This is a genomic window from Paenibacillus sp. FSL H8-0104, from assembly GCF_038050215.1.
Taxonomy (GTDB): domain Bacteria; phylum Bacillota; class Bacilli; order Paenibacillales; family Paenibacillaceae; genus Paenibacillus; species Paenibacillus amylolyticus.
In genome coordinates, this window is record NZ_JBBOTC010000002.1 from 157,514 (window position 1) to 169,803 (window position 12,290).

Annotated in this window: 8 protein-coding genes and 1 CRISPR repeat array; all 8 genes read left to right on the forward strand. The window is 42.6% G+C overall.

What is annotated here, in order from left to right:
* Positions 1-93: 93 nt before the first annotated feature.
* Positions 94-426: a helix-turn-helix domain-containing protein gene (locus tag NST38_RS31225; RefSeq protein WP_341344413.1), complete on the forward strand. Its 333-nt coding sequence runs from the start codon at positions 94-96 to the stop codon at positions 424-426.
* Positions 427-692: 266 nt separating this feature from the next.
* Complete coding sequence (locus NST38_RS31230; RefSeq protein WP_341344414.1) at positions 693-2,324, forward strand: WG repeat-containing protein; 1,632 nt, start codon at positions 693-695, stop codon at positions 2,322-2,324.
* Positions 2,325-3,005: 681 nt separating this feature from the next.
* Positions 3,006-3,310: a CRISPR direct-repeat array (repeat unit 33 nt; unit sequence GTCGCACTCTGTATGGAGTGCGTGGATTGAAAT).
* Positions 3,311-3,437: 127 nt separating this feature from the next.
* Positions 3,438-4,325, forward strand: a complete 888-nt coding sequence (cas6, locus tag NST38_RS31235; RefSeq protein ID WP_341344415.1) for a CRISPR system precrRNA processing endoribonuclease RAMP protein Cas6 — start codon at positions 3,438-3,440, stop codon at positions 4,323-4,325.
* 886 nt (positions 4,326-5,211) lie between these two features.
* The gene (locus tag NST38_RS31240; RefSeq protein ID WP_341344416.1) at positions 5,212-6,345 is read left to right on the forward strand and encodes a DUF6602 domain-containing protein; all 1,134 of its coding nucleotides are present in this window, start codon (positions 5,212-5,214) and stop codon (positions 6,343-6,345) included.
* Positions 6,346-6,597: 252 nt separating this feature from the next.
* Positions 6,598-8,340 (forward strand): Cas10/Cmr2 second palm domain-containing protein, encoded by a 1,743-nt coding sequence (locus tag NST38_RS31245; protein ID WP_341344417.1) that lies wholly within the window; start codon positions 6,598-6,600, stop codon positions 8,338-8,340.
* Positions 8,327-9,070, forward strand: a complete 744-nt coding sequence (locus NST38_RS31250) for an RAMP superfamily CRISPR-associated protein (protein ID WP_341344418.1) — start codon at positions 8,327-8,329, stop codon at positions 9,068-9,070. Before NST38_RS31245 ends, NST38_RS31250 begins: the two co-directional genes overlap by 14 nt.
* Entirely contained in the window at positions 9,067-10,866 is a 1,800-nt protein-coding gene (locus NST38_RS31255; RefSeq protein ID WP_341344419.1) for a hypothetical protein, read from the forward strand. Before NST38_RS31250 ends, NST38_RS31255 begins: the two co-directional genes overlap by 4 nt.
* Positions 10,856-12,289, forward strand: coding sequence for an RAMP superfamily CRISPR-associated protein (locus NST38_RS31260; protein ID WP_341344420.1), 1,434 nt, complete (start codon positions 10,856-10,858; stop codon positions 12,287-12,289). The genes NST38_RS31255 and NST38_RS31260 overlap by 11 nt, the downstream gene beginning before the upstream one ends.
* The last annotated feature ends 1 nt before the right edge of the window (position 12,290 follow it).

Here is a 12,290-nt window from a genome sequence, read left to right on the forward strand (position 1 = left end):
AAGGACAATGTTTAATTATTTTGAATCTTGTAAAGACTCCAATACATAACAGCTATTGTCTAGACTTCTTAGTAAGAGGAGTAGATGACATATATGAATCAAACAATTGCTGAACAGATTGGTGTTATCATAAGGAAATTACGAACAGAACAGGGATTAACACAGCAGGCTTTAGCCGATGAAATCGGCTCATCTTTCTCCTTTGTCGGCAGAGTTGAGCGCGGTGAAAGCAACGTCACATTAGAGACTATCATTAAGATTTCCAATGCCCTGAAAATTGAGTTTTTTGATCTTATGAGTTTAGGAAAAAAGCAAGACAGCGAGGATATTCTGGCAATCCATGCAATACTTCTAAAAAGAAGCGAGAAAGAGCAAAGAAAAGCACTTAATATTTTGAAAGAAGTATTTGATCGGGATGAGGTGTAGAAGAGACGGTTAATAGCCTATCTTTATTCGCTTGGCTTCGAAGGTTTGTTTAGAATCAGGGCATGTGGAGGAGGTAGGGTCGGATTACGTGTTTTATATTGATACCGACCACAGTATGTACTATGTTATTAAAATAATTGATGAGAAATCAGGAACAGTCTGCCACCTTGGCAACTGTTCTTTTTGATACATTAAGTTATTGATAGATCTTTTTACTTATGTATTAATGAAAGAGTAAGATAATTACTTTTATATGGAGGAAGAATATGGTTTTGAAAAAAAGGTCAATGTATCGAAAACTCACGGAGATTCTCGGCATTTCATTCTTGATGCTCATCGCAACAATATTTATACTACCTAGGGTTGCGCTAGCAGTAACCGAGCCAATATATCATGAGTGGGACAAGGCGCAGGAACATGTGGGATTGAGCCATCTGTGGTTCACTGACCGAGCAGATAATGGACTCATTCCGGTTCGTCAAAACTGGAAGTGGGGATTCATAAATTACCAGGGCAAGTTTGTCATTAAGCCACAGTTTCAATTAGCAAGGGATGCTTTCTACAAAGGCGTAGCAGTGGTAAATAGAAATCAGTTAATTAATAGTAAGGGCAAAGTGATATTCCAGGACAAAAGCATTGAATATATCGGTCTTTTTAACAATGGGCTGGCGATCGCGAAGAAAAATGGGAAGATTGGCTACCTAAATACCAAAGGGAAATTCGTTATTTCTCCTACATATGAGGAAGCAACAAGCTTTTACAATCAAGCAGCATTGGTGAAAAAGAATGGCAAGTGGGCACTCATCAATACCAAAGGAAAATTGCTTACCACGTTTAACATCGAAGACAAGGATTTTGGGACAGCCTATCGTAAATCAGGGCTATTCCCCGTAAAAATAAATGGACTGTGGGGGAGTATGAATTACAAGGGGCAGCTCGTGGTACCCGCAGAGTTCAAAAGCAAAATCGAATTCAGAGGTAATACACTAGAATGGGGTCTTCACCGTGATAAGTACAGTGCTATTGTTAGGCAAGATGGTTTAATTATTTCTTTCAATAAACAATATTCCAAAATAGGTGAGCCACAAAATGGGCTTTGGAAAATCCAAGACAATGGCGAAGGTATCGTTGATGTATCCGGGCATATGATTGTTGAACCTCAAGATGACCAAAAGATTATTCTCTCAGGAGATGGAAGTTATGCTATAAGAGATATGAGAGATGAAAGTTCCGGTTGGAGATTTTATAAAAAGGATCAAAAACTACTATTTGAGTCCAATTATACAGATATTCAGGCTTTTTCAGAAGATCTGGCTGCTGTAAAGCTTAATCAAAAATGGGGATTTATTTCGAAAAAGGGAGACATCAAAATACCCGCTCAGTACGAAGAGGCTAACCTGTTCCAGATGGGAAGTGCGGTCATACGCAAGAATGGTAAGTATGGTTTGATTGGAACTCGTGGTGAGGCCATTCTACCTGCCAAATACGATGAAATGGTTCCACTTATCGAGCGGACCAATTACATGAATAACCAGATTGAGAAATTGACAACAAAGAATCCACTATACCGGGTGAAACTGAAGAAAAACTATGGGATCGTGGACAGTCGGGGGAAAATCGTGATGGATGTGAAATACGAAATTCTTGAACTCGAACGTACCGACTATTATCACGATATTGATCCAATCGCAACGATTCAATATGCATTAAAAGCCAAGGATGGCTCGATCACCACATCAATCAATATTGAGACTGGTAAGCGGATATTCCCAACATATGCATTAGTAAACTACCTTGGTGACGGAATGTACAGTGGGGTTCCGCTAGGGAACAATAGTAAGTATGTTATTTTCAATGCGAAAGGAAAAGAGGTATTCCGCTCAGGTTTTGATGGTTGAACTGATGTTGTAACTTTCCCGTTCGAGAATGTTTACAACGATAAATACACGATTTACAAAACGGGGATCAAAAAGGCTTATTCCCAGTATTTAGCCACACAATGTGATATTCGGAAAATGCGAATGTAAGAATCCCGCTACTACTAGACATTTCGATCAACATAACACAATATCGAATCTGAACAAATTCTCATTCTCACTACAGGGTTTGGAACGTTAAGCTCGTAGGTAGTCCGACTACCATGACTATGTTTGCATATGATCTGTTGTGGCGTTTAAGCGACACAGAAGTGGGTGAATCACGGTCAGCGAGTGCGGAATTCGGTGTTTAAATGTATACTTGATGCTAAGTAGTTCAGGCGCTTAAGATAAGAATTAATGAATAAAGAGACAGCTAATCTTTGATTCTATACACTTAGGTGATTAATTACAAAAGCAAAGTCCAACATGTAGGAACCAAAGTTTCCTATGATAAGGGTGAACTATTCATACTGTAGCAGGTGCGAACCCGAAGCGCACATGATTTTCCCGGGGGATTCGCACCTCACAATTTGTCGAATAGGCCCATTTTGTGACCTTTTGGCAACGGAATATTGTCAAAGTTGTTCGAGTAAAGGAATTAAAATACCGAAAAGACGTTAATATCATTTGTGTTATAGAGATGATACTTCCTTTTTCGCTGTCGCACTCTGTATGGAGTGCGTGGATTGAAATTCGCAAAGAAGCAAAGAGCATCAAGAAGACCCTAAGTCGCACTCTGTATGGAGTGCGTGGATTGAAATGGTGCACTGGTACCACCCAGAGCCGCATTACTTGCGTCGCACTCTGTATGGAGTGCGTGGATTGAAATATGTGTGTCTTGTCTCCCTTCCTCTGTTATCCCAAGTCGCACTCTGTATGGAGTGCGTGGATTGAAATAAAAATGGGAACAGTCTAGGAAATACTGCCTTATAGTCGCACTCTGTATGGAGTGCGTGGATTGAAATGCATGTGCCGGTCATCTGTACGAATTTGTTCTGGTCGCACTCTGTATGTAATAACAAATGGCCTGCCGGTAGTTTTGTAGTACAATGCTTTGGAATCTTTGATCTGAATCAGAATTGGAGTATTTACATGAATAGACAAGCACCTATTTTTTCGCTGGAATACCTGCCTTTACTTATTCGACTCGAATGTAAGGAAACAACACGTTTGCCCGCATTTCTCGGATCAACGCTTCATGGTGTGACAGGATGGGCGCTAACTCGGCATTCGGAATCCTATACGTATATATTTGAGAATCGTCGATTGGGTGGGGCTATTCAGGATATCGTCAACCCTTATATCATTGAGCCACCTCGGCCAAAGCCAGTTTATTATAAAGGAGATCCATTATGCTTTAAGCTCATCTTAATCGGAGATGCTGTTCGTTACGCCAAGGATATCTTGACTTCGTTGGATCAAGCACAGATCTTTGGAATGGGAGCGGAGCGAAAGGCGTTCGAACTGACCGACATTCTTCATGGCGATCAGTATGGCCAGATCTGGAAACAGGGACAGTTCAATATGAATGCAGCAGCACCAGAAAACATGTCTGCCTATGCCCTGCAAGAACATGCCTCCTGGTGCTCGGTGCATATGGTGACTCCGGTTCGTATTCGTCGAGGAGGGGCACTGGTACAGCATATTGATTTTCCAACCATCATTAGAAATATTACGAAGAGAATTCAGTTGTTGACGGAGCGTTATGGAGGTCAGATGAACACGGATGTAGCTATGAAGGCATGTGAACTGGCAAGCCAGATTAGCCCGACGTCTGCCGGAATGTATTTGAACGAGATGCATCGATACTCCAGTCGGAAAAAGGAATCGGTGGATTGGAGTGGCATGCTGGGTTCACTAACGTTTGAGGGAGAACTGTCACCCTTTATCCCTTGGCTGAACGCTGCCCGGATTTTACATATTGGTAGGAACTCAACTTTTGGTTGTGGACAGATCGATGTGGTCTACAGGTCCATGTGATTGAAGGAAGTTAATTTGTTTTAGCAGATATTGATCTGGGTGGCGAGTATAAAGGACTTGCGTCATCTGGATTGGGGGATAGGAACTGCGGTTTATAACGTAGAATGTTCTGAGTCTGTCTGAAGCAGGCGCGAACCCCAAGCTCACATGATTTTCCCGGGGAATTCGACCTCACAATTTGTCGAATAGGCCCATTTTGTGACCTTTTGGCAATGAAATATTATTAAAGTTGAATTGAGCAAAGGAATCAAAGACGTGAAAATACCGAAAAAGACGTTATTATCATTTGTGTTGTAGAGATGATACGTATTTTTTCGCTGTCGTACTCTGTATGGAATGTGTGGATTGAAATCCCTACATACACCCCGTTTTCCGATAGTAATAGTCGCATTCTGTATGAAATGCGTGGATTGAAATACTGATCCGCTGTATCTCCTGCTCATCTAATTCTGGGTCGCACTCTGTATGGAGTGCGTGGATTGAAATAGACCACCATATGTCCTAGTAATCATGTTTAGAGCAGTCCCACTCTGTATGAAGTGCGTGGATTGAAATCCAACTACGTCTAACGCTGGCAGATTACGAGGGCTAGTCGCATTCCGTTTGGGGTGCGTGGATTGAGATTCATTTCCGTTGTCGTCTTCTATGTATGTTTCCTTATAGATAAGTGGCCAATTTGAAATAAGTCTATATGAGTGCTTGGATTGAAATCTCAGAGATCAAGACAACGTGGATGAACCGCTTGGTCGCGCTCTGTATGGAGTGGTGGGCCGTGTCTAGTTAGAGAATTCATAAGCAAAGTTATGAGTTTTCAGGCAAAGTATTTATGTAGAAATACATCTTGGCAGAAATAGATAAACGTCACCAATCGTGGGAGGAACAAGTAATGACTAAGAATGAGCCCGTTGATTCAAAGGAAGAAAAGCAACACAGAGACGTGCTAAAACGAATCTATATGAATTACGATTATTCAAACCGCAGAATGGTAGAGGAAATGGAGCTCTCGACGGAGCATGGAGGACTTACAGGTGGATATCGAGAGGGGATGTGGCTGAGCTTCTTCCGTAGTATTATTCCTTTGAAATATCAAATGGCCCAAGGAGTTATTATTATTGACTCAGGTGGACGTGTGTCACAAGAAGTCGATATTGCTGTGTATGACGAACAATATACTCCCTATGTGTTTCAGTACAATACGCTGAAGTTCATACCAATTGAAGCAGTCGTTATGGTGATTGAGTGTAAAAGTACGAGCTACGAGCCAAAGGAGTTAATAAACTGGTGTAATAGCATACAAAAACTAGAACCTGTTGCCTCTGGCATTGCCCGAATCGTCCAAGGCTACGCAACAGGTATAACGAATCGCTCTCAAAGTAGAACACGACCGATTCGTATGTTGGTCTCGTTAAAGGAAAGTGTTGTGAATAAGGAAAAGTTGAAGTCAATAAAGGATTTAGGAGACTCGTTTGACTTCATTCTGGAGGAAAATCGCCCACCTGCTGCATCCAAGGAAAAGAACAAACGTTTTGTTCTACATATTCCTCATAAAGATAAGACATTAGGCTGGTGGGGGGAGGTACTGAACCGCTTTGCCGATACAAAGCCCACTGACTCCAAGCCTTTGAGACTGGAGCATTTAGACGATGCATTCTCTAAAATGAAAGAGTTAGAGGCCCTAAACAGAAAGGAAAACTTATCAGAAACAGAACGGCAACAAATGTTCGAACTGGAATCTGAGATTAAAGTAATCAGAGAAGCTCAGCAGAAAAATCTCAAAGAGAAATATCCTGAACTAAGCTTCAGTGATCAAACTGAAATGCTCAGTACACTGGAGGGCTTGGAGGTAACAGGTAATGCCTTGCTGACACTCAATCTTCAATTGAATCAACTACTGATGCTGATTAACAACCCTATGATGTTCCCACATTATGCTTACGCCAAAGCTTTTAATAACATGGTTGAAAAGACAGGGATAGATCAAACTTCCAAAAGTTCTGACCTATGTTCAGAAGAGGGCTAGATACCGGATCATTCAAAACAAATCATTCAGGGCTATTTAAGCTCACTTTACGCTAGTAGCGCAGAGTGAGCTTTTTGTGTTTTGTAAAATGTTGTTGAATATTATCGAAACAAAAGGAAATATAGCCCAACGTAGAGAAAGAATAACACGTAAGATTTAAGTCTTCAGAACTGTTTTAATGGGGCTGAGGTCTGGTAAGGTGAAAAACCGTGAATCTATACAACAAAGTTAGAAGAGGGAGGTAGATAGATCGTGGAGACATATGTTTTTATCGATGTGTCGAGAAAGCAAGAATACATTTACCGAAACAAAAGTCTGCGAGACAATCTAATCAACTCTTATGTGATTAAGGCCATTACAGAAATACCTGAATATACAGAAGATAGATCTCAAGTGGGTGGATCTCGGGTTATGTTGAAAACGTTTCTGGAGAAGCATTTTCAAGGGGAATATACTGTGATTTATTCTGGCGGTGGCAACAGCATGCTTCAATTTAATCGTGCCGAACATGCCAAGCAATTTAGCAGAAAATATTCTTTAGAGGTGCTACGCCATTACCCTGAGATTGAACTGTATATTAGTAAAATGATAGATCAGGAGCTTCCAGAGGAGCAACTTTCAGCAGAAAATTCTTTAGGAATAACGAAGAGGAATATGAAGGTGATCCGCCAAATGCTCAACCAACGTGCTGACCTTTTGAAGGATAAGCGTCGAGCCATGTTTCGTCGTTGGAGCTACGGGGTCGAGAAGATTGGTGAGAACGGCAAGCCGATGGAGTGGCTCAATAAACATAACAATGAACCTGAGATCGCATCTGGAGCAATAGCTGAGGAGAACGATCAGACCCTGGGCAAGGCTCGCCGTTTTTTGTTTGGTCGTCTCGAAGAACGTCTTAGAGAAATGGATGCTAATAATAATCCGGTGCAGATCACAACGAAGTTGGAGGACTACAAAGCTCGTAATGACCGAAAAGGTTATATTGGCATTATCGCGTTAGACGGTAACCGAATGGGTGAGATGTTTCACAGTTTGAATGAGATTCATGAAATGAAGGAATTCAGCAGTACAATCGAGCAAATCTACGCAGATGCTGTGGCTCGTGCGCTCTATCACTATGCTGTCCGACATAACAAGACTTTGCAGGTTACACCTGTGTTAATGTCCGGTGACGATATCTGTCTCGTTACGCAAGCAGAGGATGCATTGAACATTACAGCAGATATTCTAAAACAGATTCAAAAGTTATCGTTGGAGAGGGAAGCAGGAGGAGTGCTAGACAAAGCGATGAATGCAGGGGCTACACCACATTCTGCTCAACAGCATTATCTTACGGCATGTGCAGGCGTAGCTATTGTCAGGGTCACCTATCCTTTCTTTGATGCTATCAGGATAGCGGAGAAGCTGTGTCACCAGGCCAAAGAGGCTTTACATCATTCTACAGAAAATGAGGCGACCTCTGCGTCATTCATCGACTGGGATATCGTGCAAGGTCAAGTGAGTGCCCAAACTGCTTACGAGAAGCGCGTGGCAAGAGCCAGAAAGCATGAACATTTTCGTATTAGACCACTTCGGGTTGATCAGGAAGCAGGCATAGTCAGTGGGGTATATAGCTATAATGCATTCCGTGATCTGGTTGCTGAGCTACATAGCATAATGAATAAGAAAAACTCGAATGAACTGGATGTCAGCAGTTCATTCCTAGAGAAAATCAAGAAGCAACTATACAACGGCTGGGAGAGCTACAGTTTGTTATTTGAACGAGATCAGACGAATTCTGGCGCCCGTCTTTCGCAATTGGTGGAAAAGCATTTTATGCAAGGTTATTCATCCATTGATATAGATTCGGACAGAGGATGGATCAGACATCAATATGGGGCAATCATTGAAAGCAATACGATGGCTAAGTACGACGAATATCGATATGTATTGAATGATGTGCTGGAAACGATGGCATTTGTCTATGGTCAGGAGGAGGTTGTCCATGGAAAACAGTAATGAATACGTTTTGGAGCTTCGACTACTTAGCGAGGCGGTCTTTGCCAGTGGAGAGAAAGAACGTAACCTGGTTCAATCTCGGGTACTCAGTGATGAATATGGATTTGTTTATTTTCATGCCAAGTCCTTGAAGGGACAACTGAAGCGTCAGGCACTTTGGCTGCTGCGGCAATATATTGCCATTGATCGCAAGGACGATTACGCCCATGCGTATGCTTTTCTTCATTCGATGGATGTGTTGTTCGGAGTTAATACCTGGGAATTGGTAAATGCATGGGATTTAGAGAAGTTCATGAATGATTATTTGCAACATGAACAGTCAGGGAAGGGGCTTCGAGGTCAGGGAATAATGAGATTTACTCATCTGGAGCTACCTCATGAGGTGAAGAATGCTTTCCGTGAACTGATTGATACGAATGCGTTCTCGTCACATGATTTGACCTCTGCCCAGACGTATCTCCGGACGGAAATACAACTGGAAGAAGGTATTGTTAAAGACAACATGCTGAATACCTATCAAGCGGTCAAAAAAGGGCTTGTTTTCCAATCACGTATTTTCTTCGAGGAGAACCCTAGCGAGGTACTGCCTGATTTGTTACGTATCATTTACTCGTTGGATCGGATTGGAGCTGGAGTTCACCGGGGACGTGGAGAGATTGAGACTAAACTCCTGATCGACGGGATAGATGCACAGCAGGTACTACATTTGGGAGGGAGAGGTACGGCATGATGTGGTATCAGGTCATTGAGATTCGTAATCTGGAGCCATTAAAGATTGGTGCTGGCGGCAATAAAGCGCATTGGGATGAACCTTGTAAAGATTACATTCCCGGCTCAACCTTGCGTGGTGGAGTAATAGCTCGTATGCAGCGGCTGGGTCTGTTTGGAGATCCAAAATCTATTCTACAACATATGGAATGCTCCAATGCGTACCTTTATCAGAACGGGCAGCTATATTTACCATCACCCCAGCATTTGCGCATGGACAAGCATAAGTACAGAAGGCAGAGAAGCCTGACGAATCAAGGGGATGTCAATAGAATGGTGGACCTGACTAATTTGTACACCATTGCTAGATCGGAGGGAATGAGTGAAGACAATCAAACGTTGCCGAAAAACCAGCTTCCCCAGTCTTATGTAACTATTAGGGACGGATATATGGAAGGGATTAAGCCAAGCAAAAATTATCGTCTTCATCACAGTTCTCTGCTTAACAAAGATAAGCAAGAGCGGGCTAATCTGTTTAGTTATCAAGCGCTGGAGCCTGGGCATATTTTCCGCTCGGTGATTGGTTATCCAGAGGGAATTAGATCACAAATCGAGTCCATGTGGAATGGGTCTGACATCTGGTATCTTGGCGGTTCTAAAGGTTCCGGCTATGGGCGTTGCCAAGTGAGACCTACAGGGAAACCAAAATCGGATTATACAGCGGTTTGCCAACAGCTTGGAATCAACGTGTCGCAATCTGAAGCAGATTCCTCTGAGGAACTGAACGTGCTGACGTTAACCTGTCTGTCTGATCTAATTGTACGTGGTCGATATGGTGAGCCGTTGCCCTATTTGCCCGAGGAAGTTCTCGAAAGGTACGGTGGCATAAAAATTAAACGCATAACGGATGAACAACGACATTTTGTGCAGACAGGTCTGACAGAAGGATACAATGCAACCTGGAAAGCGCGATATCCAAAGGAAACAACGATTAAAGCGGGTTCTGTTATGAGATATCAAATGGATGGTCATGTGGATGAACAGACACGGAAAATAGTTATTGCAGCGCTGGAGCAACGTCGGTATGGTGCGCGTACACAGGAGGGTTATGGTTGGATTGCTGTTAATCTTCCGTATCCCTCTCAATTACGGGTGCAATCCATTCCGGCAGTTTCGGGAGAGAGTCGGGAGGATTCCGTCCAGATTCAAGATGGGAAATCCAAACATATGATCAAAGATGAAACATCTAGCGACACAAAATCAGCATCCGCCAATGCCCTGCATATTGCCGAATCGATTCGATTAATTAGCAAGGGATTAGGCGACAATCGATTGCACTGGCTGCGTATACTGGCCAAAAACATGGGTGACACATCAAAAATTGATGGTTTTGGAGAATTAAAGGTGAACAATCTCAAGTCGCACCATTGCCAGGTAATGATCGATCTGTTGAAACGGTGGCTTAATATTCAAAGTAAATCGGAATTTGGATTCGGTATAGAAACCAACACGGTTAGAAAACAGACATATCGTCAGAATAAACAATTTTTCTCTCTGGAAGGCGTTCATTTTGATGGAATATTGAAGTTTCTGAAGAATGATCAAGTCGGCCCTGAACATGAAGGGTTGTCCCGTTTGGCAGCTACGAAGCTTAATAGCAGCCATGGCCGGATTTATTATATGGCTGTACAGACTGTATCTGATCCGAATATGGAAGAGATCATGAGGCAGAAGCACTTTATTGCTGAATTGATCTGCGAAGCATTAGAAATTTATAAAATGTCTACTGTTGGGGAGGCGATTCCGAATGAACATTAGACAAAGTTTTACATTCACACTACGGGCGAAAACACCAGTTCATTTTGGCGGTGATTCACCTGGTAAATTGTTACTGGATGGGGATGACAAGCCATTTGTCAGTGGCAACAGCATTGGCGGCGCTCTGCGAGGTTGGTTGAAAGATGGGAGTAAATTGTTACCTGCTGATGTCAATCACTACTTAGGCGGATCTGCTGAGGAAACAGAAGAGTTCTTAGAGAGTCGGGTTTTTATTAGTGATGGTTACTTGAAATTGCCCAATAACCCTTCAGGAGTAGCTCAAAGCAATGGTGGTTTTTTAGTTATGGAAGGAACAGCAGTTGATCCGAAGACCGGATCAGCACGCATCAAGCACAAGTACAAACGCGATGACCTTCCAAAAGGGACAGAGCTGGTCTTTACGGTTGAGTGCGATACACAGACAGAGGCAATGAAATCGCCAGAAGGAACAGTTATGTCGGATGCAATGCAAGAACCAATTTCTTTTCAAAAACTAATGTACACCTGCGCAGTAGCGATTCATAAGGGAAAACTACGGTTTGGTGGGAAAAAAAGCAATGGTCACGGCTGTTTCTCATTACAGCAATTAACATGTCGTGAATTTACATTCAATAGCTTTGCAGCACTGGACCAATTTATTTTTAATCGAGACATTGTTGAAGAGAAGGATTGCACCGAAGATGCACTAGAGTACGAAGAACATGTCTCGGTTCATCCGACAACTGTACTTTACTTGAAAGGTCGTTTTCCTTACGGAGTATATCAGTCTTACACAGACCAGAAACGAGATGACAAGCAGACCGCCCAGATCACAGGGCTACTGCGTGAAGAGGATAACCAGTATTATTTGCCTGGCTCCAGTATTAAGGGGCTACTGCGCCATGAGATGAGGCGACTTCTTTTTCGTATGCTTCAGGATCAGGAGCGGTCTGCCGAAATTGAAGCACGGGTAGACACACTTTTACAGGAGTGGTTCGGGAGCCAGGATAAGATGGGGTCGGTTGTGGTAGCTGATGTTGTTATTAATCAAACGCATGAGCGAAACAATAATTCGAACTCCAAATCAATATACAATCGAATTGATCGAATTACGGGCGGTGTCATTGATGGAGCACTCAAAACACAGAATGAAGTTCGTGGCACTGCGAAGATTCATTTGGAACTGAAGGCCAGTAAAGATGCTGAGAACAAGTTATTCCCACTCCTCTATTTACTGCGTAGCATCGGATCAGGGCTGCTTCCTCTGGGAGGAAGAACGGTAATTGGACTAGGGGAGTTCGAGGCAAAGGAAACGGTGGTTCATCATAAAGGAGATATACTGAAATTCAGCAATACCTGTCCATTAAGTGAAGATAGCCAAACCAATCTGGAAAAGTACTATAACCTTTTCGTGGGATTTTTGAATAAAGAGGGGGAAGTTTGAT

Bases quoted from the DNA above. Each gene is read 5' to 3' on its own strand.
- NST38_RS31225 (WP_341344413.1), top strand. From the start codon at position 94: ATGAATCAAACAATTGCTGAACAGATTGGTGTTATCATAAGGAAATTA.
- NST38_RS31230 (WP_341344414.1), top strand. From the start codon at position 693: ATGGTTTTGAAAAAAAGGTCAATGTATCGAAAACTCACGGAGATTCTC.
- cas6 (WP_341344415.1), top strand. From the start codon at position 3,438: ATGAATAGACAAGCACCTATTTTTTCGCTGGAATACCTGCCTTTACTT.
- NST38_RS31240 (WP_341344416.1), top strand. From the start codon at position 5,212: ATGACTAAGAATGAGCCCGTTGATTCAAAGGAAGAAAAGCAACACAGA.
- NST38_RS31250 (WP_341344418.1), top strand. From the start codon at position 8,327: ATGGAAAACAGTAATGAATACGTTTTGGAGCTTCGACTACTTAGCGAG.
- NST38_RS31255 (WP_341344419.1), top strand. From the start codon at position 9,067: ATGATGTGGTATCAGGTCATTGAGATTCGTAATCTGGAGCCATTAAAG.
- NST38_RS31260 (WP_341344420.1), top strand. From the start codon at position 10,856: ATGAACATTAGACAAAGTTTTACATTCACACTACGGGCGAAAACACCA.